We start from the raw sequence: 22,384 nt of genomic DNA on the forward strand, positions 1-22,384 counted from the left end.
TGTCAGTTATGAGTTATCCGTTAATAGAGTTTAATAATGTTTTTTATCAATACCCTAATACCAAAATTGATACCCTCAAAGCTGTAAGTTTTAAAATAAACAGTGGTGACTACATTGCAATAACTGGTACTTCTGGCAGTGGTAAAAGTACCCTACTTTCTATTTTAGGTTTACTAAACTTACCTAGCCAAGGGCAATACACTATTTTAGGCACTAACACAGCAGACTTAACACCCGACTCTATTGCAGCCATTAAAAATAGAGAACTTGGTTTTATATTTCAAAACTTTAATTTATTAAATCATTTAAGCGTATTTGATAACGTGGCTTTGCCACTCAGTTACAACAAATCGGTGCCTAGAAAGGATTACCAAAAAAAAGTAGAAGCTGCGCTTAATAAAGTAAATATGCTTGAATTTATTGATAGAAAGCCAAGCAAATTGTCAGGCGGGCAACAACAAAGAGTTGCTATTGCTAGAGCATTAATAAATGAGCCTTCTATTATTTTAGCCGATGAGCCAACAGGTAATTTAGATTCGAGTAATAGCGAACAAATATATCAGTTACTCAATAAGCTAAACGACGATGGCAAAACAATTTGCTTAATAACACATGATGAAAACCATGCTAAAACAGCAAAAACGCGTTTGTATATTCAAGACGGACAGCTTAGTGCGCAAGGTTTTTGATGCTGAACTTAATTACTGTTCTGACTTTAAACTGGCTAAAATATGCTAAGCAAAATACTAAATTATGGCTTAGCTGTTTGTTGCTGAGTATTCCTTTGTGTTTAATTTTAAATATAAATAATATTCATAGTCAGTTTTTATCAGCCGATCACACGGCAATAAATAACATCCACAACATTAAACAAGTTTACTTAAGTGACACTCAAAATGACTTACCCGTTGATGAGTACATTTTTGATGAAATAACCGTATTGCACCAAGATTTAGTCGGCGTTTTTGAACGCTCTATTGATTTATCATTAAAGCTTTCGGTTAATCATGATAGCGAGCCTGTTAAGGTAAGCTTTATATCGGGGGGTTATAAACAATTAGGTATCATTCCTGCTTTAGGCAGCTTTGAGAAATTAGATTTCCCAAAACAAGGCAGCGCACTAAGTGCCGCCATTAGCTATTCGTTTTGGCATACTCATTTTAAAGGTGTCACTGATATTATTGGCAAACAGCTTGTTGTTAATAATAAAAGCATAAACATTGTTGCTGTAATGCCAAAAGAGTTTAAAAGCTTTAAACGTGCCTATGAACCTAAACTCGTTATTTCTTACTCGCAACTCAAGCGTATTTTGCCTCAAGAAAGTAGCCTGACCCCAGATACATTTACGTATATTCTAGGAAACGTTAAAAATAAAACACTCTTTTTAAGCTTGCTAAATAAGCACTTACAAAACGAAATGTTTATATTTGATAACACCGAACTTAAGTTTAGTGATGGTATTGGCGTTAGCCCTACTCACTTTAATAAAATAATAAAGCGCCTAAACTTATTGCAGTTACTTTATTATATTTTACTCTCATTTAGCTTTATTGCCTTTTGTGCATTTTACTGTGCAGAGTCAATTAAAAAGCAACAAGAAGAAACTATACGCAAACTATGTGGGGCCAATAACAAACACATTTTTGTGCAGCAAATTATTGATATTGCACTCACAAGCCTACTACTTATTATTGTAATGTGCGTTTTGTATCCACTGAGCGACCGCATTAGCGCAATTTTATTACCAAGCCTGAATAAGCTAAGCAGCTCTTTTTCATTATTTACGCTGGTGATATTTTACATTGTTATTATTACTTTCTTATCGGCGCTTAGTTATTTTCAGCGAAGGTGGATACACAGCAGTATTGGACGCGGCCAAAGTGCAACAACAAGCGAAAAAGTACAAGTGTTCTCATTGCTTTCGTTACTTACTAGCCTTGCTATTACAAGTGTTTATATTAGTAGTTTGGTTATTTACAGCCAGATTAATTTAAATAATAAAAGTATGGGTTTTAATGCAGATAATATTCTAATTGCCAGCTTTAGTTTTCCACAATCACCTAGCAAGGCCTTTAATGCAAATAACTCTGCTCAACAATTAATTCAGCAATTAAATTCACTGCCCATTATTGAAGAAGTATCACTTAGCTCAGCCCCGCCCCTATCAGATCGCAGTGGGTTTAGTGCATGGTACACCGTTACCGGACAAGCTATCAGTTCGGGTAAAAGCGCCAGTACCGCAAGCCATAGAGTGAGCCCGCATTACTTTAAAACTATTGGCGCTAAGCTTATTTCTGGGCAAAGCGTGCAATGGCAACAGTACCAAAACATTGTCGTTAACAGCGCTTTATGGGATCAATACTTTGCAGGCACAGAACTAAGCCAAGCTTATTTATTAGCCCAATTTGATACTGGAAAAGTAAAACATAAAGTAGTTGGTGTTGTTAATGATATTTATAATGAAGGAGCCGACACACCGGTTCAGCCAACTGTATATAATGTAATAAGTGCCCTGACAGGTTTTGAAACAATTATAATTAAAACTTATGCGCCCATCACACAAGTTGAAAGTGAACTGCAAACGGCAGTAAGAGCATTAAGTGTTAACTTTAACGATTTATCACTTACCCCCCTTTCATCTTTAGTAAAAAATGAGCAAGCCCCTAGAAATGCATTACTAATAATTACCGTTGTGTGTTCCTCAATTCTTCTACTCTCTGCGTTTTTATACAACTACAGCAGTATTAAACAGCTTACGGCTAAATCATCCACAGAGCTTGCATTAAGGCGTGCTATGGGCGCTCGCAGCTACCAAATATGCTATTTATTTTTAAAGCTATTTTTCACTGCATTTGTGATAACCCACATAGTTATTATTGCGCTATTGTTCATCCAACATGAAAAACTACAAACTTTTTTATTTCAACAATCCGTTTTTGACCTAAACACGATACTTACAGTGCATTTAGTCATTTTGTTAGCGGTTATATGTATTATTGCTATAGAGATTAAAAAAACACTTAACAATTCGTGGAATAACTTAACTTAAGGATAAGCATGTATAAATTACTACTAGCTACACTACTTATATATGGTGGAAATACATACGCTGAGCAGTACAGTTTCTCTCATTACCAAATGGTTAAATCGCCCATTAATAATACCGCACCACAAATGTTTTTATTTAACAGCAAAGGCGAGTTGATGCATTACTCTGATAAATATTTACCAAATATTTTATCCATTTTTAAAAATAAACAAAGCCATGCTGATTCTGATTTAATTAAAAGTAATTTAGAGCAGCTATTAACAATATTGCCCGATTTTACCCAGCAAAAGTATACGTTGTTTTACACCTCAATAGATGAAGATGTAGGCCCCTGTCCGCCTTGTAGGCAACAAGAAAAAACCATCGACATGCTTAAAAGTAAGTTTTCAGATAAGCAGCTAAAGGTTCATTCAATTTCTATAAATGCCAGTGACAACGGTATATAAAAAAACCCGCTAAATAACTTTAGCGGGTTTTTTGTTGCGAAGGTTAAACCTTTAAAAAGTTTACAGCGCGTTAAATACGTCGTCTGTTTTAGCTGCGCAAATAAAGTCGTTTTTGTGTAGGCCTTTAATTGAATGGCTCCACCATGTAACCGTTACTTTGCCCCACTCGGTTAATAAACCTGGGTGATGGCCTTCGTCTTCTGCCATGTCGCCTACTTTGTTAGTAAACGCGATAGCTTGCTTAAAGTTTTTAAACTTATAAACACGCTCAAGCTGCATAATGCCGTCACGCACTTCTGGTACCCAGTCTGGGATTTTAGTAATTAATTGTGCTAACTCTTCGTCAGATACTTTTGGCGCATCTACATGACAGGCTTCGCATTTTTGTGCACTTAATGAAGACATTCTAAATCCTTACTTTTAGCTTTTGTAGCATTAATATTTAACTGGCTAATTTTTCTTTTGGTGGAAATTTTGGGTCGTGCAAACCAAGCTCTTTAGCTCGCTCAACCAAAGTCATAATATCCATTTGTGATATATCAAACAGATCATGAATCGAATTTATGGTGTAGTACTGTGGTTGCATAATATCAATACGGTACGGCGTACGCAGTACATCAAGCACATTCATTGGGCTAATTTCTGGCGTGTTTGAGTATACGTACTGAGTCTCCCCTGGGCTTGATAAAATACCGCCGCCGTAAATACGCAGGCCGTCTTCGGTTTGCATTAAACCAAATTCGACTGTAAACCAGTATATACGCGCAAGGTATACACGGTCTTTTTTCTGCGCTGCGTAACCTAATTGCCCGTACTTATGCGTAAACTCGGCAAAGTCAGGGTTAGTTAGCATGGCGCAATGGCCAAATATTTCATGAAAAATATCTGGCTCTTGTAGGTAGTCAAACTCTTCGCGGCTACGAATAAATGTAGCTACCGGAAACTGCTTGTTTGCCAGTAATCGAAAAAACTCATCAAAGTCGATAAGCGCAGGTACTGGCGCAACTTGCCAACCGGTAGTGGCCAGCAACACTTCGTTTAGTTCGCTTAACTGCGGAATACGGTCGTGCGGCAGGTTAATCTTTTTTAACCCTTGCATGTACTCGTTGCAAGCTTTGCCTTTAATGCATGCAAGTTGGCGCGCTACAAGCTCAGACCAAATTTTATTTTCTTCATCACTCCAGTGTATAACACCATTTTCGTCTGGTGTTTTAGATGTGTATTTACTTGCTTTAGCCATAAGTACCTTCTTGGGTGTGAGCCCTAAATCGGTGTCAGTGTGATACTCAAACCTAATGAATATCGAATGACCCCATACTATGCAAAAGTGAAGAAAAGTTTAATAGATAGGCTAACATCAGTATTTAGCGCGATCACTTATATCGTAAAGTTAAAATTACACCTGTGGCACATTAAAAATACAGGCCTTTAAATAAAGGCCTGCAGCTTATTTTTATGTGTATACAATTAAATACATCTAACCAATTTTAGTAAAAGCTTGGTCTAAATCACTAATAATGTCGTTAACATCTTCAAGCCCAACCGAGAGCCTGATCAGCCCATCACTTATTCCAGCGGCGGCTCGCTCCTCTGGCGTATAAGGCGAGTGAGTCATAGATGCAGGATGCTGAATTAGTGTTTCAGCGTCGCCGAGGCTTACTGCAAGTGTACAAAGTTTCATACTATCAATAAATTGAGCGCCATCTTGTAGCGTGCCTTTTATTTCAAACGCAATAACACCACCAGCGGCTTTCATTTGATTACCAATAAACTTATAACCTGGGTGCGATTTAAGCCCCGGGTAATATACGGTGCTTACTTGTGGGTGCGCTTCTAGATATTCGGCTATCGTTTGTGCGCTTTGACAATGGCGCTCTATTCTAATGGCGAGTGTTTTTAGACCTCGATTAATTAGCCATGCATCGTGCGGGCTTATAGTTGCACCAATGTCTTTTAGTACGGTCATTTTAATGTGTGTTATGTGCTCAAGCGATCCACATACAATACCCGCTACTACGTCTCCGTGGCCGTTTAAGTACTTGGTCGCACTGTGCATTATAATGTCGATGCCGTATTTTTTAGGCGATTGCAGTAGCGGCGTTAAAAAGGTGTTGTCGACCACACTAATTAAATTGTGTTCTTTAGCAACTGCGCCAATCAGTGCCAAATCAATAACCGCCATAGTGGGGTTGATTGGCGTTTCTACAAATATCATTTTTGAATTAGGTTTGATGGCAGCGCGTAGTTCGTCCTCGTTGGTCATATCAACAAAAGTGACTTCGATTCCCCAGCGCGGCAACATATGCGAGAAAAACGCAAAGGTACAACCATATAAAGCACTTGAGGCAACAAGGTGATCTCCTTGCGATAAAAAGCTCAGTACTGAGGCAGATACGGCCCCCATACCTGTTGCGGTTGCAGCAGCTGCTTCACAGCTCTCTAGTTGAGCAACTTTTTGTTCAAGCTCTGTGGTTGTAGGGTTTCCTAAGCGCGTATAAATATAGCCAGGTTCGTCGCCTGCAAAACGCGCAGCACCTTGTGCGGCATTTTCAAAATGAAAGGTAGAGGTTTGATACAAAGGAGAAGTGAGTGCGCCGTGCGGGTCGTTTGCTTTTTGTGGTCCGTGAATACACTGGGTGTTTATATGATGCTTGCTCATTGTAGGCTCATTTTTTTGATTATTATGTTTTTGCGATTCAACAATCAAAACGTATGCGCTTACAAACAGCAAGCATGCCGGATGCTCAGATGGCTATTTGTGTAAAAACCGTGCAGCGCACGTTTGTACACAAATATTGCCACTGCTAATCTAGTGTGTTGGTTCAGCCTTTTTACGGCTCATAATTTTACCTGCGATGCTTTGCACAGTGCCTTTTAGTAAGCTGCGTTTGTTTTCAAGCCTTGGTAACGGGCGACTAAGCTCCATTGCTTTGTAACCAATACGCGCTGTAAAAATACCAGCACTGACCCCTTGCGCAGCTCGTCCCGAAAGCTTACCTAAAAGCTCAGCACTTAATGCAGTTGCAGCAAGGTCAGATACAAGCTCAGCACTGCCTACAAACATTACTTGTTTTATCAGCATACGGTACAGCTTTATACGGCTCGCGTAGCCAAAACCAATGCCGTAAATTTTACCAATTTGTTCTATTAACTTAGTACCACGCCAAAGCACAGCCATCATATCCACCAGCGCAAGCGGGCTTAGAGCAACTAGCAGTGCGGATTCAGTCGCAAAACGATTTATAAGCTTTTTAGCTTTGGTGTCTTGGGTTATTAATAAACTGTTGGCGTACAGCGTCATTATTTCTTTGTCGCTGTGATGCATCGCTGCTTGGTTTTTAAAGGTTTCAAAGTTATCAAGCTCTTGATGTTTATTAAGCTTTTCGAGCCAAGGTAATGCACCACCTACTTGCTCGCTGTTTAAAAGCCTGTCGGCTTCAACTCGGTGCAATTGGTTACGCTTTAAACTACGCAGCATTCGGTACTCTCGCCACAATAAGCGCCCTATTAGCAGTACGCCACTTACAACCGCAGTTAAATAAACACTGCCTAAAATAATTGACTGCTCGAAAGCAAATACTAACGAGTACGCAAATTCTAAAAGCACCAGCACTATAAAACTAATAGCAAAAACACCTTTAAGTGTTTGCCACTTTGACTTTTTGTATACAGGTTCTAGATCTATTTCTGGCTCTAGTGCTTCATCTTCAAGTTCTTCGTAATCACTTTGTCCGTGCTGAATAATTTTTGCAGGTTCTAAAACGGGTTCGTTTTGCTCAATGCTTTGCGTATCTATACGACGCCCTGCTTGAAATGGTTGGTTTGACTCACTCATGTTAATTTGTCTCCTAGCAGGTACTGCATGACATGATCTAATCGAATATGTTTTAGTTGTTTATCGGGGCTCGGCATTGGAGAGAACGATAAAAACTCAAATCCCTGTTCTGGCCACTCATTTTTATTAAGCATCCGCGAGGGAGGCTGCGGCGGTAAATACGTAAGCCAATCTGGCTCGTTTAGCGGTTTACCATAAATACAGTCAAGCGTTTGGCCTTTGTCGGTAATTTGGCGCGGCTGCGTTGCTGTAATTGACGACATAGCCATGGTTTCTATTTTTACACCATCAAACTTTAAATGATTACTTTGCTCATGCACGAGCGAATCAAGTAGTAGTGCTAAATCTTTATGGTGTTTTGCACTTATGTGATCTGATTTATTAGCTGCAAATAATATTTTGTCTATGTTGGGCTTAAATAAACGTTTAAAAAAGCCCGACTCACCATAATTAAAGTGTGCGAGTAATTGGTTTATTACACTGCTTTGCTCTTGGAGTGTTTCGTGCCCTTCGTTTAACGCACTAAGTACATCTACAAGTACGATTTGGCGATCAAAGTGCCTAAAATGCTCATTATAAAATGGTTTTACAACTTCTTTTATATAAGCGTTAAAGCGCTTAATTAAATGCGCTAAATTAGAACCCACAACGACATCGTCACTGTTTATTTCACCCGATACCGGAAAAAACAATAACAATGGCGCGCCTTGTAAGTCGCCAGGCATAAGCATGCGCCCAGGTTGTAACATGGCAAGTTTGGTGTCTTTTTTAAGCCCGACTAACATGCTTTGATAAAGCTGAGCAATATGGGCAAGTGCGTTTTCATCAACGGGAGCGTTTAAGTCAAGTTGCTCAACGGCCATTAAAAAATCACTTGATGTGTTTACGCGCGAAGGCTGAGTTAATAACGGGTATTGCTGCTCGCACCATTGAGCATAGCTTTGCTCAAGCATAGGTAAATCAAGGAGCCATTCACCCGGGTAGTCAATAATATCTAAATAAAGCGTTGATTGCGGTGAAAAGTGGCCGCGCAGCCCTGCATTACTTTGATACTTTATTGCCAAGCGCAGCGTATTAATACGCTCGGTAGATGCAGGCCATGTAGGCATCCCATCGCTGGGTAATAATGAATTTAGCGCGCGGGTATAATTAAACGTAGGAACTTTTAACGCCTCTTGCGGCACAACTTTAGTGGCCACATGGCGGTGCTCGCGCATTACATCAAAAAAAGGTAAGTTTTTATCGTCCGCTTGGGTTGTTAAGTGTTTAACAAGCGCGGTAATAAAGGCTGTTTTACCACTACCACTTAGGCCAGTTACGGCAAGCTTTACGTGTTGGTCTAAACTGCGATGAAGGGCTTTTTGTGCTTTGCCTTTAATGCTTTTAAAGGTCTTTTTTGCAAATGATTGGCTCATAAAGTGTCTTGCACCTAATTTGCCGTAATTTATCACGCTGCAAATAAGGTGCTATTAAATCCTTTAAAGTTTGTTAATTTCACGGCTCACCGTAAACTCGCTTGAAGTTACATGGCGCTCCATATCTTGAAGGCGAGTATCTACACGCGTTAAACGCTCTTTTAAGTCTTGCAATGCGCGGCGCGGCGGCTCGCCTTTTTGCCATACTTTAAATTTCACTTCTAGCGGATCGTCAGTTTTAGTTGAGCTTTTAGTTTGCGCTGTTGCGGGCTCTTTTTTATCTAAAATGAACCAGGCTGCAATATACGCTACCACAAATAATGGGCCACCCGTTAGCAGTACCGCACTAACAAATATAATGCGAACTAACCATAACTCCATATTAAAGTAGTCACTTAATCCCGCACATACACCGGCTATTTTACCGCGTTGTGGGTCTCTTAATAATTCGCGTTTGGCACTCATACTTTGCGTCTCCATTGTGGTGACTCTTGATCAAGCAATGCTTCAAGTGTTTCTAATCGATCAGCCATTTTTTCAGCTTTGTGTGCAAGCTCAAGTAATTGGCGATGTTCGTGCTCACTTAAACCTTGGCTTACTTGTTTCTTGCTACGGTAGTGCAAAATTAGCCACAGCGGAGCAACAAAAATCATAAACAAGATAAATGGTGCAACTAATATCTCTGGATCAAACATAATCCTCTCCTGATAATCCGTTTTGATGTTTTTAAGCTGGGGCACATGGGCCCCATATATTTTTATATGTAATTATTTATCAGCTAACTTCTTTTTAAGTTCGGCTAGCTCATCATCTATCTTTTCATTTTTTTGTAGATTAGCAATTTCATCCGCTAACGTCTTTTTACCTAAATCGTACGACTCAATTTGAGATTCTAGTCCATCAATTTTGGTTTCGTAACGTTCAAAGCGGTTAAGTGCTTCTTCTACTTTTGAGCTATCAAGTGTCTTTTTAACTTCAAGGCGCGACTCAGCCGAACGTTGGCGAAGTATAATTGCTTTTTGACGAGATTTAGCATCTGCTAGCTTTTCTTGTAGCGTCGTTACTTCTTGCTGTAATTTCTCAATATGAGACTCTACATGTTCAAGCTCACTCGCTACTGAAGCAACTGCATCTGCCGACTTTTGCTTTTCAAGTAAGGCTGAACGCGCTAAATCGTCGCGGTCTTTACTTAAAGCCAGTTCGGCTTTATCTTGCCAATCACTTACCTGCGCTTTAAGTGTATCTAAGCGGCGTACAATTTCTTTTTTCTCAGCCAATGTTTTAGCTGATGTAGAACGTACTTCAACAAGCGTATCTTCCATTTCTTGAATAATCAGACGAACCATTTTTTCTGGGTCTTCTGCTTTATCTAAAATGGCGTTGATATTAGAATTAACAATATCTGCAAAACGTGAAAAAATTCCCATAACATTTACCTCTGTAATTAAAACTTAGTTAGTCTGCTATAACTAGTATCAATATGCTTGCCAACTTTTTAAAAGTTAAAATACACTTTATTTTCATTACGTTAAACTAAATATACAAATTTCTTTAGTTATCCCTACTTATGAAATACACTAACTGTTAGTAAAAATGACCAAGAGTTAGGAAATATGAGCCAATATCGCCAACAGGATAATTTACTCGGCCAATCAGATAGCTTTCTGTCTGTATTAGATCAGGTATCGCAACTGGCTAATTTAGATAAACCGGTACTTATTATTGGTGAACGCGGCACAGGTAAAGAGCTAATAGCAGCACGCTTACACTTTTTATCAAAGCGTTGGGATCAAAACTACGTAAAACTTAACTGTGCAGCGCTTAACGAAAACTTACTCGAAAGTGAATTGTTTGGCCACGAAAGCGGTGCTTTTACGGGGGCAAGCAAACGCCACGAAGGTCGTTTTGAACGCGCTAACAGCGGCACACTGTTTTTAGATGAATTAGCTAATACCTCAGCTATGGTACAAGAAAAATTGCTGCGCGTTATAGAATACGGTGAGTTTGAACGTGTTGGCGGCAAACAAACTGTAAAAGTAGATACACGCTTAGTGTGTGCTACAAACGAAGATCTTCCTTATTTAGCTGAGCAAGGTGAATTTAGAAGTGACTTACTCGATCGCCTTGCCTTTGATGTAATTACCCTGCCGCCACTGCGCGAACGCCAAGACGATATTATGCTTCTTGCTGAGCAGTTTGCGATGAATATGGCGCGCGATTTAGAGTGGGAACTCTTTAGCGGTTTTACCCGAAGCGCAACAGAAACACTGCTTAGTTATGATTGGCCTGGTAATATTCGTGAACTTAAAAATGTGGTTGAACGCAGTTTGTATCGCCACGGTAGTGAACATATCCCCGTTCACCAGATTATTTTAGACCCATTCGATAGCCCATTTAGACCAAAAGCGCGCATTAAAGCACCTATAGCGGCTCAAACTGTTAATGCCGAGCCTATTGTTGTTGCGCCGCCGATTGCTCAGGCAAGCAGTAATATAGCCGTCGATATTCAATTTCCGTGCAGCTTAAAAGAGCGTTCTAACGACTTTGAAATAAACATGATTAATAAAGCGCTCGAACATAGCCAATTTAATCAAAAGAAAACTGCAGAAGTACTTGGTTTAACGTATCATCAATTACGTGGTTATCTTAAAAAATACAACTTGTTGGATCAACAATAGTCAGAGGTTATGCGGGTGCATAAATTATTACTTGTTTTGCTTGCCACCACTTTAGTTGGTTGCCTTGATAGCAAAGAAGAAATCATAGAAGAAAAAAACCAAGGCTTAGTTTATTGCGCTGAAGCTAACCCTGTGTCGTTTAATCCGCAAGTCACGACCACCGGTTCAACTATTGATATAATTGCTAACCAATTATACGACCGTTTAATTAGCATTGACCCTGTTACGGCAGAATTTCAAAGTGAGTTAGCAACCGATTGGAAAATTAGTAAAGATGGTAAATCGGTTACCTTTACCTTGCGTAAAGATGTAAAGTTTCATACAACTTCTTATTTTACCCCATCGCGGGATTTTAACGCCGACGACGTTATATTCACCTTTAGCCGATTATTCGATGTATACAATCCATATCACTTTGTGGGCGATGCTAATTACCCGTATTTTCAAAGTGTGGGAATTGATCAACTCATTCGTAAAATTGTGCGTGTGTCTGACTACCAAGTGCGTTTTGAACTGTTTAATCCTGAAAGCAGCTTTTTAGCTAATATGGCCACCGACTTTGCCGTGGTGCTTTCAGAAGAATACGCCATGGAACTTAAGAAAAAAAACGAAGAAAACTTATTTGATCAGTACCCTATTGGCACTGGCCCGTATATTTACAAAGAATACCGCCGAGATCACCTTGTACGCTTTTACCGTAATCCACTTTATTGGAAGCACGACGTTGCACTTGAACAATTGGTTTACGACATAACCCCTAACGGCACTACGCGTATAGCAAAAATGCTGACTAAAGAGTGCGATGTAACGGCTCATCCAAGTAGTGCGCAATTAAGTATTTTAGCGCAACGTGATGATATAAACGTTGAAAAAGAAACGAACTTAAACATAGGTTATTGGGCATTTAATACAGAACGTGCCCCGTTTGACGACTTGCGCGTACGCCAAGCACTCGCACATGCAATAGATGTAGATAAAATAATGCAGGCGGTTTATTACGGTAACGGTACTCGCGCACAATCTATTTTGCCGCCAACCTCTTGGGCGTTTGAGCCACAAGAAGATATACCTACGTTTGATCCAGAACTTGCTAAAAAGTTACTAATTGAAGCAGGCTTACCTGATGGCTTTGATATGACGATATGGGCTATGCCTGTGAGTCGTATTTATAACCCTAACGCGCGAAAAATGGCTGAGCTTATGCAAAGTGATTTACGCAAAGTGGGCGTTAATGTAAGCATTGTAGAATATGAGTGGAACACGTTTATTCAACGTATTGGCGAGCATAGGCACGACAGTGTATTACTTGGTTGGGCCGCAGATACACCCGATCCTGATAACTTTTTTAGCCCACTGCTGAGTTGTACCGCTACTTTTAGTGGTAAAAACCCAGCAAACTGGTGTAATCCCCAATTTGACTTATTGCTTACTCAAGCACTAGACACCACTGATTTAAACAAACGTAAAAAATACTACGAAGACGCACAAAGCTTAATTATTCAAGAGCTGCCGTTATTACCGATTGCTCATGGCCTGCGCTTTCAAGCGAGTAGCGCCGATGTGGAAGGCATAACACTTGGCCCGTTTGGCGCTATTTCGCTTGCCAATGCGAGGAAGAAATAATGATCTTAGATTATATTTTACGTCGCCTTGGTTTGTTCTTTTTTATGATACTGATGCTCAGCGTATTTACGTTTTCACTGGCGTATTTATTTCCCGGTGATCCGCTAAGTAATTTAAGCGGCATACCAAGTAGTAACTTTGCACAGCATAGTGAGCTTGAAGACAAATATTTATATAACAGCAATTACTTTATGCAATACATTGCCTTTTTAGGGCGAATATTTCAGGGTGATTGGGGGCTTTCGTTTGCCTCTGGTAATAGTGTGTTTAGCCATATTGTTGATTTGCTACCGGCTACTTTAGAGCTAAGCGTATACGCATTAATTGTATCGGTTGTTATTGGTGTACCGACTGGCATTTTAGGCTCTGGGTATCATAAACGTTGGCCCGACAAGCTTATAAACTCTACCACTATGGTGGGTTATTCAATGCCTGTATTTTGGCTCGCATTGTTATTAATAATGGTTTTTTCATTAAAGCTTGGCTGGTTTCCTATGTCGGGCAGAATGGGGCTCCTTTACGAAATACCCGCCAGTACAGGGTTTATATTAATTGATATTGCTCTAGCTGGATTTCCATATAAAGGAATGGCTTTTGTTGATGCGCTGCGCCATTTAACACTCCCTACTATTGTACTAGCCATGTATCCAACCACGGTATTAGTGCGTTTTACTCGCGAGTCTATGCTTAAGGTAATGGATCAAAACTTTATTAAAACAGCTAGGGCAAAAGGCCTTAACCGCCGTCAACTTATCATGCACCATGCACTGCGTAATGCATTACTGCCGGTAATTAAGCAAATTGGTTTGCAATTTAGTACGCTAATAACGCTTGCGATGATTACCGAAGTTATTTTTTCGTGGCCGGGTATTGGCCGATGGTTAATCGATAGTATTTATCAGCGTGACTTTCCTGCAATTCAAGGCGGGTTAATGGCAGTGTCTTTATTTGTTATTTTAGCTTCTATTACAGCTGAGCTTACTTACACTTTATTCGATCCACTCTCGCGGAATCAGGCCCATGGCAAAGTTTAATTTATTTTCTGAAGAGTCGAATAAATCGCCACTCGCGCGATTTTGGCGAAAGTTTAAAAATAACCACCCTGCTTTGGTTGGTTTATGGATATTTATGGCGTTTGCATTATTGGCCGCCACCGCTCCTTTTTTAGCCCCCTATGGTGTAAATCAACAGCATAGCGATGCACTACTTATTCCGCCATCGTGGCGAGAAATGGGCGATGTACGCTTTCTTTTAGGTACCGATGATTTAGGCCGTGATGTACTCTCGCGCTTAATGAATGGTGCTACGTATACGTTTGGCCTCTCTGTTGTAGCCGCCCTAATCACGACTATTTTTGGTGTGTTAGTGGGTACTTTTGCAGGGATTAGTAAAGGGCTGCGTTCAAGCTTTTTAAATCACTTGCTTGATATAACGCTTTCTATTCCTTCTTTGTTACTGGCAATAATAATAATCGCCATACTCGGCCCGGGTTTAATGAATACCGTATGGGCAATTATTTTAGCATTACTGCCGCAATTTATTCACTCAGTGCGTAACCTGATTGTTGATGAATTAAGTAAAGATTACATTACTGCGTTTAGACTCGATGGTGCGTCTAATTGGCATATTATATCGCGTGGTATTTTTCCTAATATTTATGAGCATATTGTGGTTATATTCACGATGGCGCTTTCTACCGCTATATTAGATATTTCAGCACTGGGATTTTTAAAATTAGGGGCTCAGCCACCGACGACCGAATGGGGCGCAATATTAGCCGAAAACTTAGGCCTTATTTATCTAGCGCCGTGGACTGTAGCACTACCTGGTGTACTGTTATTTTTAGCCGTGTTATCTACTAATTTAGTAGGCGATGGCCTGCGACAAGTGCTAAAAGCACGTAAGGCTGATTAAATGCAATTACTCGATGTTCGTAACTTAACAATTGAACTACGTACCTCTGAAACTGTAATTAGAGCCGTAGACAGAGTGAGCTTTAGCTTAAAAGAAGGCGAAGTACATGCGCTTGTGGGCGAGTCTGGCTCTGGTAAAAGCCTAATAGCAAAAGCGATTATTGGTGTATTGAACGAACGCTGGGATATTACTGCCGACCGTATTCATTGGCGCGGCGTAGACTTAATGCGTTTAAGCCCAGAGAAACGCCGTAAAATAGTAAGCCAAGATATAGCGATGATCTATCAAGATCCAAGTCGCTGCCTTGACCCAACCGCTAAAATATTTGACCAAATTGCCGAAACACTCCCAGAGATCGCAACTAAAGGTTTCTTTTTAAAGCGCAACCGCGAGAGAAAAGACAGAGTAAAAGCGCTTATTCATAAGGTGGGCATTAAAAACCACGAAGCGGTATTAAGTAGTTACCCTCATGAGCTCTCAGAGGGCGTATGTCAAAAAGTAATGATTGCGATGGCCATTGCTCGCACGCCTAAGTTATTAATCGCTGATGAGCCAACTACAGCGCTTGAGAGCACGACTCGCGCACAAGTATTTAGATTACTAAAAAGCTTAAACCAACTTAAAAACATGTCTATTTTGATGATCTCTCATGAACTTGAAGAGATTGCACATTGGTCGCATGGCATTCATGTTTTATATTGCGGGCAAATGGTTGAAGCAGGCCCAACCCATGAAATATTTAAACAGCCTCGCCATCCATACACGCAAGCATTACTAAAAAGCTTGCCAGACTACGAACAAGGTTTAGCACATAAAGAACCTTTTTATGCACTTAAAGGGACTATCCCTACTCTGCAACATTTGCCTATTGGCTGCCGCCTCGGGCCGCGTTGTCCGCAAGCACAAAAAGCCTGCGTGGTAACTCCCACCCTTACTAAGCATCATGGTCATAGTTATGCGTGCCATTTTCCGTTAATTAAGGACATGAAATAATGCAGCCGCTACTAAAAGTACAAGCACTATCAAAAACGTTCAATGTGCGAGCTGGGCTTTTTTCACGTAAAAAGTTTGAAGTACTTAAAAATATTTCGTTTTGTGTCGGTAAAGGCGAAAGTATTGCCATAATTGGTGAAACAGGTGCAGGTAAAAGTACATTAGCAAAACTACTTTCAGGAGCTGATACTGCTGATAGCGGGCAAATTTTGCTCGAGAATAATATTATCGAAGATAATGGCGTACGCGATAATCAATGTCGCCATATTCGTATGATTTTTCAAGATTCAGCTGCATCGCTCAACCCGGGATTAACCATTGGCGAAATGCTTGATGATTGCCTGCAATATAATACTGAACTTGATGCTAGTGAACGCACTGAAAAGATTGATGCAACGCTTTCAAAGGTGGGTTTGTTAATCGATCATAAACACTACTACCCGCATATGTTTAGTGTGGGGCAACTACAGCGTGTGGCGTTTGCTCGTGCATTAATTTTAGATCCTAAGGTGATTGTGCTTGATGAAGCCGTTTCGTCTTTAGACCCTTCTATACGCGCGCAAATAGTGAATTTATTACTTAAACTGCAGCGCGACACAGGCCTTACGTATGTGATGATCACCCATCATTTAAGTCTAGTGCGCCACATCAGTGATTATGTGGTTGTACTCGATAAAGGCGAAGTAGTTGAATACGGCCCTACTGAAGATGTTTTTCAAAACCCCCAATCAAAAGTAACGCAGCGATTACTGAGCTGCTAAAAGCAGCCTAGCGTGTAATGTAATCTCCTTTATGAAGGTCTTTGTTAAATACGCAATTTAACAACTAAAACCATAAAGAGGATCTATGCTAAAAAAAACATTACTCACAGGCATTTCATCATTAGCGTTACTACTGCTATCAACAACCTCAATAGCTGACGAAAACTCTAGCTCTAAAAGTTGGGTTGGTGGCGTTGATCATTTAGGTTTAACCGTATCAAACTTAAATGCATCCAAAGCATTTTTTACTGATGTACTTGGTTTTAAAACGCTAGGAAGTGATCCAACCTACCCCGCTTATTTTTTATCAAACAATAAAATAACCATTACATTATGGCGCGTAAAAAATGATGAAAAACGTGTGGAGTTTAATCGGGCAGAAAATGTGGGCCTACACCATTTAGCACTCAGTGTTGAAAGTATCAAAAAGTTAAGCGAGCTACATACACACTTAGAAATGCAAAATAATATTACTATAGAGTTTGCACCAGAAAACTTAGGTAAAGGTCCAACCCAACATATGATGATAAGAGAGCCTAGCGGCAATCGGATTGAGTTTATTGCCAGAGGTAATTAATACCAATCCGCAATAATACTTAATTAAGCGAATTGGTAATATACCAACTTTATTTAAGACAATAAAAAAGGCGCTTTAAAAGCGCCTTTCTTTATGAGCTAAAATTAATTATTCAACAGTTTGTGTAGCCGTTGGTAAGTTAAGTTCAGCATTGGCTTTAAGCGCTTCAATAAATACCATGTAGTTTTTATTAGCTTGCGCCATAGTAATGCTTTGTTTTGCTTGAGGGTCAATATTAGCTGCAACTTGTGCATCTGTTACCGACTTAAGCGCAACAATTGCTGCATCACCATTATTTAAATTAACAAGCTCAACTACCGCAGAACCTGCTGGGTGAGCCATTTTAAATGCTTGAGTCACAATAGCAGGTGAAACAGTGTAGCTTTGACGTGTTAACTGCGCTTCTTGACGAACCGTCAAGCTTTGCTCGTTTGCTACATCATTTAAGCTCTTACCTGCTTGTACTTCTGCAAATAAGCTACGCGCTTTTTCTTTAGCAAGCTCAGATGATTTTTCATTAACTAAACGCGCTTTAATTTGCTCGCTTACTTCATCCAGCGCTTTAGTAGCAGCAGGTTTATGCTCGTTAATACGAACAATAATTGCATGCTCCTCACCAAGCTCAATAACTTCAGAGTTTACTTTATCTTCAAGTAAATCAACTGATGTTAGTGCTGTTACAACTGCAGGGCTGTTTAAAGGCTCTGGTAGAGCATTAAGTGCTAAAAGAGGTGTAGATTTAACTTCCACTTCAGCAACTTCTGCAGCGTCGTCTAAGCGGTCTGAAATTTCAAATGCAAGTGCGCCCATTTCTGTTTGCTTTTCGTAAAACGCATCTACTTTTTCAGCTTGTTCTAATTCAGCACGTAAGTCAGCTTTAACATCGTCATACGCTTTAACTTGTTGTGGTTGAATGTCTGTAAGTTTAATTATGTGATAACCAAACTCAGAAGCAACAACCTCAGAAATGTCACCTTTGTTTTGCAGTGCGAAAGTCGCGTCTTCAAATGCAGGGTCCATTACGTCACGTTCAATCCATTCAAGGTCGCCGCCCATTTCGCCACTAACGATATCGTCAGATGATGATTGCGCTAACTCAGCAAAGTCTGCACCTTGCTCTAGTTGTGCATGAAGTGCATTGGCTTTTTCTTTTGCTGCATCATCGTCTTCACTGTTATCAATTAAGATATGTGATACGCGACGCTTTTCTGGCTCAACGTATTGTGCTTTGTTTTGCTCATAATACGCTTTAACGTCATCCTCGGTTACCGATTCAACATTGATATCTGCTGCTTTAAGCTCAATGTAACTTACTGAGATAAGCTCTGGAGATAAAAATTGAGATGCGTTTAGGTCGTAGTAATCAGATACTTCTTGATCTGATACTTCAACATTCGCCGCAAGTGCCTCTTTGTTTACAACTACGTAATCAATACTACGAGTTTGCTGCTGAAGAGCAATTGCGCTTTTCAGCTCGCTCTCTAGGGCAAAGTCTGTACCTGCAACAGCAGATACTACCTGGCTGCGTGTCATATCTTTACGTAAATATTCACGAAAAGCATCTGGTTGAAAATTCATTTGACGAATTACTTGTAGGTAACGATCGTTATTAAACTTTTCACCAATTTGAAAGTACGGTAATTCTAAAATTGTTTTACGTACACTTTCGTCGCTTACGCGAAGGCCTAAATCAGCCGCTAGCTGTGATTGCAATTCTTGTTGTACTAAGCGGTCAACTACACCTTGGCGAATTTGTGCCATGTAATTTGGATCAGCTGCAATTTGTGTAAAGTATTCACCAAATTGTTGCTCTAAACGGCTACGTTCATTTTGGTAAGCACGGTTAAAATCGGTTTGACTAATTTTAATTCCATTTACTTCAGCAACGGGTTGTTCTGTGGTTTGACCTAAGTAACTACCGATCCCTGCTAAGGCAAAAGATAAAATCACCGCGCCTAAAATTATTTTGGCTACAGGTCCTTGCGAACCTTCTCTGATTTTCTCAAGCATTTGTTTATCTCTTTTTGATCAAGGTATTTTACCTTGTCACATGTAAAAAAAGCGTATCTTACCAGATACGCTTTTTCACTTGAAGTAACTGGCGGAAAAGTTACTTAACTCATCTGTTTTGGTGAATCAGTAACTTTACACTCGCCATAACTAATGTGTTTAAAACAGTGATTAGTTTACTGCGTCTTTAAGCGCTTTACCGGCTTTGAAAGCTGGAATAGTTGCAGCAGCAATTTGGATAGTTTCACCAGTTTGCGGGTTACGGCCTGAACGTGCAGCACGTTCACGTACTGAGAAAGTACCAAAACCTACAAGTGCAACTGAGTCGCCATCTTTTAGCGCGCCAGATACAGATTCGATGAATGAATCTAGTGCACGACCTGCAGCCGCTTTAGAAATGTCAGCATCAGCTGCGATTTGATCGATTAATTGAGATTTATTCACAATATCATCCTCTTTCATTGTTATTATCAAGAGCGATGGTTTTTTAAACTAACATCACTTTTTTGAAAATTTTAGAGCAAACTTTTAATGCCCACATGATTATATTTTTCTTAAGCCTAGGCCCCGTAAGGGCTAGGCTTGAAAACCAGTGCTTAACTTATCATACCGTTTAGATTTGAAAAGCCCTAAAAAGCACTTTTTTTATGTTTTTTCTTGGTTTTTAGGTGTTTCGACCGAAAAACTCTCAACAGGATGCACTAAAGCAAGCTTTAACACCTCGTCAATCCAAGTAACTGGGTGAATATCAAGACCTGCCAGCACGTTGTCTGGTATCTCTTTTAAGTCACGTTCGTTAATTTTTGGAATGATCACTGTTTTAATTCCACCACGATGCGCCGCTAATAACTTCTCTTTTAAACCACCAATAGGAAGTACTTCACCGCGTAGTGTAATTTCACCAGTCATAGCAACATCTGCTCGTACAGGATTACCCGTTAAGCTAGATACAAGACCCGTTACCATTGCTGCGCCCGCACTAGGACCATCTTTTGGTGTTGCGCCTTCAGGTACGTGTACGTGAATATCACGTTTTTCGTAAAAGTCGCTATTAATACGGAAAGTATCTGCTCGATTACGCACAACCGTCATTGCCGCTTGAATCGACTCTTGCATTACATCGCCAAGAGAACCGGTGTAACTTAACTTGCCTTTACCTGGCACTGCCGCACATTCAATTGTTAGCAAATCACCGCCAACTTCTGTCCATGCTAAGCCTGTAACTTGACCAATACGGTCGCCATCTTCAGCTTTGCCATAGTCAAAGCGCTGCACACCTAAAAAGTCTTCTAGGTTATCTTGATTGATGGTCACTATTTTAGTGTCCTTTTCAAGTAAGATATTTTTAACTGCTTTACGACATAGTTTCGAAATTTCGCGCTCTAAGTTACGTACACCCGCTTCACGTGTGTAATAACGAATAATGCCAATAATTGCGCTGTCTTCAATAACTATTTCAGACTCTTTTAAGCCGTTACGTTTTACTTGTTTAGTAATTAAGTGCTCTTTTGCAATGTTTAGCTTTTCATCTTCGGTGTAACCCGACAAGCGAATAACTTCCATACGGTCCAATAATGGACCAGGAATGTTAAAGCTGTTTGATGTTGCTACAAACATAACGTCAGATAAATCGTAATCGACTTCAAGATAGTGATCGGCAAAATGACTGTTTTGTTCCGGATCAAGCACCTCTAACAATGCTGATGCTGGGTCGCCGCGCATATCTGATGACATTTTATCGATTTCATCTAATAAGAATAATGGGTTTTTAACGCCCACTTTTGTCATGTTTTGAATTAGCTTACCTGGCATTGAACCAATGTATGTACGACGATGACCGCGAATCTCGGCTTCATCACGTACGCCGCCAAGTGCCATACGAACATACTTACGACCAGTAGAACGTGCAATAGATTGCCCAAGTGATGTTTTACCAACACCTGGTGGTCCAACTAAACATAAAATTGGCCCCTTGAGCTTATTAGTACGCTGTTGTACTGCGAGGTACTCAATAATGCGTTCTTTTACTTTATCTAAGCCGTGGTGATCGCTATCAAGAATTTTTTGTGCGCCTGCTAAGTCTTTTTTCACTTTAGAGCGTTTTTTCCATGGCACATTAATTAATGTATCTATGTATGAACGCACTACAGTTGCTTCTGCAGACATTGGCGACATCATTTTAAGCTTATTGAGCTCTGTAGTTGCCTTTTCTTTAGCTTCATCAGGCATGCCAGAATCTTCAATACGCTTTTTAAGCGCTTCAAATTCATCAGGCACATCATCAAGCTCACCAAGTTCTTTTTGAATGGCTTTCATTTGCTCATTGAGGTAATACTCGCGCTGAGATTTTTCCATCTGCTTTTTAACGCGGGTACGAATTTTCTTCTCAACTTGCAATAAGTCTATTTCGCCTTCCATTAGTGCCATTAAATATTCAAGACGTTCTGTGACACTTGAAATTTCGAGCACTTTTTGTTTTTCAGGTACTTTAAGCGGCATATGCGCTGCCATTGTGTCGGCAAGACGTGCTGGCTCATCGATACCTGAAACTGAAGTTAGTACTTCAGGTGGAATTTTTTTATTAAGCTTTACATAGCCTTCAAACTGGCTAATTGCGCTTCGGATAAAAATATCTTGCTCTTGTTCATCTACAGAATCAGATTCAATAAATTGAGCATTAGCGACAAAAAAGTCATCGTTATCTACAAATTCTTCAATTTGTGCGCGCTGTGTACCTTCGACTAAAACTTTAACTGTACCGTCTGGTAATTTTAATAACTGAAGTACAGTGGCAATAGTACCGATACGATAAATATCATCTTGCTCTGGTTCATCTACAGTTGCATCTTTTTGTGCAACCAAGAAAATTTGTTTGTCTTTGTCCATTGCCGCTTCTAGGCATTTTATTGATTTTTCACGGCCAACAAAAAGCGGGATCACCATGTGCGGGTATACCACAACATCGCGCAGTGCAAGGACTGGGATTTCGACTCGGTCGGTTCTCTCAAGCGTCATTATAGTTTCTCTTCGCACTTCATTTATTTTAAAGATTACTCAAGTATATGGGGATAACCTAATTAAAG

General features: G+C 40.0%; 21 protein-coding genes. 10 read left to right on the forward strand and 11 right to left on the reverse strand.

Translation table 11 applies throughout. The features are described 5' to 3' along the window. Window positions 1–8 precede the first annotated feature (8 nt). Genes I6E69_RS04090 through I6E69_RS04100 form a run of 3 tightly spaced genes read left to right on the forward strand, consistent with a single transcriptional unit; the run spans window position 9 to window position 3,495 of the window. On the forward strand, window positions 9–689 hold the full coding sequence (locus I6E69_RS04090) for an ABC transporter ATP-binding protein (RefSeq protein WP_197120701.1): 681 nt from the start codon (window positions 9–11) through the stop codon (window positions 687–689). Beyond that, window positions 689–3,049, forward strand: a complete 2,361-nt coding sequence (locus I6E69_RS04095) for an ABC transporter permease (RefSeq protein ID WP_197120702.1) — start codon at window positions 689–691, stop codon at window positions 3,047–3,049. The genes I6E69_RS04090 and I6E69_RS04095 overlap by 1 nt, the downstream gene beginning before the upstream one ends. An 8-nt stretch (window positions 3,050–3,057) precedes the next feature. Continuing rightward, window positions 3,058–3,495 (forward strand): hypothetical protein, encoded by a 438-nt coding sequence (locus I6E69_RS04100; protein ID WP_197120703.1) that lies wholly within the window; start codon window positions 3,058–3,060, stop codon window positions 3,493–3,495. A 60-nt stretch (window positions 3,496–3,555) separates the two neighbouring features. On the opposite strand, the gene I6E69_RS04105 is transcribed toward I6E69_RS04100, so the two are convergent. The 8 genes from I6E69_RS04105 to pspA form a co-directional block, all read right to left on the reverse strand. Continuing rightward, on the reverse strand, window positions 3,556–3,900 hold the full coding sequence (locus I6E69_RS04105) for a 4a-hydroxytetrahydrobiopterin dehydratase (RefSeq protein WP_002958326.1): 345 nt from the start codon (window positions 3,898–3,900) through the stop codon (window positions 3,556–3,558). A 37-nt stretch (window positions 3,901–3,937) separates the two neighbouring features. Then, window positions 3,938–4,735 carry a phenylalanine 4-monooxygenase gene (phhA, locus tag I6E69_RS04110; protein WP_197120704.1) on the reverse strand — a complete coding sequence of 266 codons (798 nt, stop codon included), beginning with the start codon at window positions 4,733–4,735 and terminating at the stop codon, window positions 3,938–3,940. A 237-nt stretch (window positions 4,736–4,972) separates the two neighbouring features. Further along, on the reverse strand, window positions 4,973–6,154 hold the full coding sequence (gene megL, locus I6E69_RS04115; RefSeq protein WP_166376987.1) for a methionine gamma-lyase: 1,182 nt from the start codon (window positions 6,152–6,154) through the stop codon (window positions 4,973–4,975). Between the two features lie 150 nt (window positions 6,155–6,304). Beyond that, window positions 6,305–7,330: a TIGR01620 family protein gene (locus I6E69_RS04120; protein ID WP_197120705.1), complete on the reverse strand. Its 1,026-nt coding sequence runs from the start codon at window positions 7,328–7,330 to the stop codon at window positions 6,305–6,307. Next, window positions 7,327–8,745: a YcjX family protein gene (locus I6E69_RS04125; RefSeq protein WP_197120706.1), complete on the reverse strand. Its 1,419-nt coding sequence runs from the start codon at window positions 8,743–8,745 to the stop codon at window positions 7,327–7,329. Before I6E69_RS04125 ends, I6E69_RS04120 begins: the two co-directional genes overlap by 4 nt. 63 nt (window positions 8,746–8,808) lie before the next feature. Continuing rightward, a complete protein-coding gene (gene pspC / locus I6E69_RS04130; RefSeq protein ID WP_024596503.1) occupies window positions 8,809–9,210 on the reverse strand; it encodes an envelope stress response membrane protein PspC in 402 nt (133 codons plus the stop codon). Next, on the reverse strand, window positions 9,207–9,440 hold the full coding sequence (gene pspB / locus I6E69_RS04135; RefSeq protein ID WP_024596504.1) for an envelope stress response membrane protein PspB: 234 nt from the start codon (window positions 9,438–9,440) through the stop codon (window positions 9,207–9,209). The genes pspC and pspB overlap by 4 nt, the downstream gene beginning before the upstream one ends. A 72-nt stretch (window positions 9,441–9,512) precedes the next feature. Continuing rightward, complete coding sequence (gene pspA, locus I6E69_RS04140; RefSeq protein WP_007376832.1) at window positions 9,513–10,172, reverse strand: phage shock protein PspA; 660 nt, start codon at window positions 10,170–10,172, stop codon at window positions 9,513–9,515. A 186-nt stretch (window positions 10,173–10,358) separates the two neighbouring features. Between pspA and pspF the strand changes: the two genes are divergently transcribed. The 7 genes from pspF to I6E69_RS04175 all read left to right on the forward strand — a co-directional run bounded on the left by pspF (window position 10,359) and on the right by I6E69_RS04175 (window position 17,291). Continuing rightward, a complete protein-coding gene (gene pspF, locus I6E69_RS04145) occupies window positions 10,359–11,423 on the forward strand; it encodes a phage shock protein operon transcriptional activator (RefSeq protein ID WP_002958334.1) in 1,065 nt (354 codons plus the stop codon). 15 nt (window positions 11,424–11,438) lie between these two features. Continuing rightward, window positions 11,439–13,046: an ABC transporter substrate-binding protein gene (locus tag I6E69_RS04150; protein WP_010553755.1), complete on the forward strand. Its 1,608-nt coding sequence runs from the start codon at window positions 11,439–11,441 to the stop codon at window positions 13,044–13,046. Further along, window positions 13,046–14,080 carry an ABC transporter permease subunit gene (locus tag I6E69_RS04155; protein WP_007580956.1) on the forward strand — a complete coding sequence of 345 codons (1,035 nt, stop codon included), beginning with the start codon at window positions 13,046–13,048 and terminating at the stop codon, window positions 14,078–14,080. Before I6E69_RS04150 ends, I6E69_RS04155 begins: the two co-directional genes overlap by 1 nt. After that, complete coding sequence (locus tag I6E69_RS04160) at window positions 14,067–14,960, forward strand: ABC transporter permease subunit (protein WP_024592757.1); 894 nt, start codon at window positions 14,067–14,069, stop codon at window positions 14,958–14,960. Before I6E69_RS04155 ends, I6E69_RS04160 begins: the two co-directional genes overlap by 14 nt. Further along, window positions 14,961–15,953 (forward strand): oligopeptide/dipeptide ABC transporter ATP-binding protein, encoded by a 993-nt coding sequence (locus I6E69_RS04165; protein WP_007580952.1) that lies wholly within the window; start codon window positions 14,961–14,963, stop codon window positions 15,951–15,953. It abuts the gene before it with no gap. Next, window positions 15,953–16,714, forward strand: a complete 762-nt coding sequence (locus I6E69_RS04170) for an ABC transporter ATP-binding protein (RefSeq protein WP_010553756.1) — start codon at window positions 15,953–15,955, stop codon at window positions 16,712–16,714. The genes I6E69_RS04165 and I6E69_RS04170 overlap by 1 nt, the downstream gene beginning before the upstream one ends. A gap of 85 nt (window positions 16,715–16,799) precedes the next feature. Continuing rightward, window positions 16,800–17,291 (forward strand): VOC family protein, encoded by a 492-nt coding sequence (locus I6E69_RS04175; RefSeq protein WP_197120707.1) that lies wholly within the window; start codon window positions 16,800–16,802, stop codon window positions 17,289–17,291. 108 nt (window positions 17,292–17,399) lie between these two features. Here I6E69_RS04175 and I6E69_RS04180 read toward each other — a convergent pair whose 3' ends face one another. The 3 genes from I6E69_RS04180 to lon all read right to left on the reverse strand — a co-directional run bounded on the left by I6E69_RS04180 (window position 17,400) and on the right by lon (window position 22,316). Then, window positions 17,400–19,301 carry a SurA N-terminal domain-containing protein gene (locus I6E69_RS04180; RefSeq protein WP_197120708.1) on the reverse strand — a complete coding sequence of 634 codons (1,902 nt, stop codon included), beginning with the start codon at window positions 19,299–19,301 and terminating at the stop codon, window positions 17,400–17,402. A 171-nt stretch (window positions 19,302–19,472) separates the two neighbouring features. Then, complete coding sequence (locus tag I6E69_RS04185) at window positions 19,473–19,763, reverse strand: HU family DNA-binding protein (RefSeq protein WP_158000827.1); 291 nt, start codon at window positions 19,761–19,763, stop codon at window positions 19,473–19,475. 183 nt (window positions 19,764–19,946) lie between these two features. Then, entirely contained in the window at window positions 19,947–22,316 is a 2,370-nt protein-coding gene (lon, locus tag I6E69_RS04190) for an endopeptidase La (RefSeq protein WP_024596372.1), read from the reverse strand. Window positions 22,317–22,384: the final 68 nt, after the last annotated feature.

It is taken from the genome of Pseudoalteromonas sp. NZS100, assembly GCF_015864815.1.
GTDB lineage: Bacteria > Pseudomonadota > Gammaproteobacteria > Enterobacterales > Alteromonadaceae > Pseudoalteromonas > Pseudoalteromonas distincta.

Excerpts from the sequence above, each read along its gene's own strand:
- I6E69_RS04120 (WP_197120705.1), bottom strand. The coding sequence starts at position 7,330 with ATGAGTGAGTCAAACCAACCATTTCAAGCAGGGCGTCGTATAGATACG.
- I6E69_RS04160 (WP_024592757.1), top strand. The coding sequence starts at position 14,067 with ATGGCAAAGTTTAATTTATTTTCTGAAGAGTCGAATAAATCGCCACTC.
- I6E69_RS04100 (WP_197120703.1), top strand. The coding sequence starts at position 3,058 with ATGTATAAATTACTACTAGCTACACTACTTATATATGGTGGAAATACA.
- pspB (WP_024596504.1), bottom strand. The coding sequence starts at position 9,440 with ATGTTTGATCCAGAGATATTAGTTGCACCATTTATCTTGTTTATGATT.
- I6E69_RS04185 (WP_158000827.1), bottom strand. The coding sequence starts at position 19,763 with ATGAAAGAGGATGATATTGTGAATAAATCTCAATTAATCGATCAAATC.
- megL (WP_166376987.1), bottom strand. The coding sequence starts at position 6,154 with ATGAGCAAGCATCATATAAACACCCAGTGTATTCACGGACCACAAAAA.
- I6E69_RS04165 (WP_007580952.1), top strand. The coding sequence starts at position 14,961 with ATGCAATTACTCGATGTTCGTAACTTAACAATTGAACTACGTACCTCT.
- I6E69_RS04105 (WP_002958326.1), bottom strand. The coding sequence starts at position 3,900 with ATGTCTTCATTAAGTGCACAAAAATGCGAAGCCTGTCATGTAGATGCG.
- I6E69_RS04155 (WP_007580956.1), top strand. The coding sequence starts at position 13,046 with ATGATCTTAGATTATATTTTACGTCGCCTTGGTTTGTTCTTTTTTATG.
- I6E69_RS04170 (WP_010553756.1), top strand. The coding sequence starts at position 15,953 with ATGCAGCCGCTACTAAAAGTACAAGCACTATCAAAAACGTTCAATGTG.
- I6E69_RS04095 (WP_197120702.1), top strand. The coding sequence starts at position 689 with ATGCTGAACTTAATTACTGTTCTGACTTTAAACTGGCTAAAATATGCT.
- pspC (WP_024596503.1), bottom strand. The coding sequence starts at position 9,210 with ATGAGTGCCAAACGCGAATTATTAAGAGACCCACAACGCGGTAAAATA.
- I6E69_RS04175 (WP_197120707.1), top strand. The coding sequence starts at position 16,800 with ATGCTAAAAAAAACATTACTCACAGGCATTTCATCATTAGCGTTACTA.
- pspA (WP_007376832.1), bottom strand. The coding sequence starts at position 10,172 with ATGGGAATTTTTTCACGTTTTGCAGATATTGTTAATTCTAATATCAAC.
- lon (WP_024596372.1), bottom strand. The coding sequence starts at position 22,316 with ATGACGCTTGAGAGAACCGACCGAGTCGAAATCCCAGTCCTTGCACTG.
- phhA (WP_197120704.1), bottom strand. The coding sequence starts at position 4,735 with ATGGCTAAAGCAAGTAAATACACATCTAAAACACCAGACGAAAATGGT.
- I6E69_RS04180 (WP_197120708.1), bottom strand. The coding sequence starts at position 19,301 with ATGCTTGAGAAAATCAGAGAAGGTTCGCAAGGACCTGTAGCCAAAATA.
- I6E69_RS04090 (WP_197120701.1), top strand. The coding sequence starts at position 9 with ATGAGTTATCCGTTAATAGAGTTTAATAATGTTTTTTATCAATACCCT.
- pspF (WP_002958334.1), top strand. The coding sequence starts at position 10,359 with ATGAGCCAATATCGCCAACAGGATAATTTACTCGGCCAATCAGATAGC.
- I6E69_RS04125 (WP_197120706.1), bottom strand. The coding sequence starts at position 8,745 with ATGAGCCAATCATTTGCAAAAAAGACCTTTAAAAGCATTAAAGGCAAA.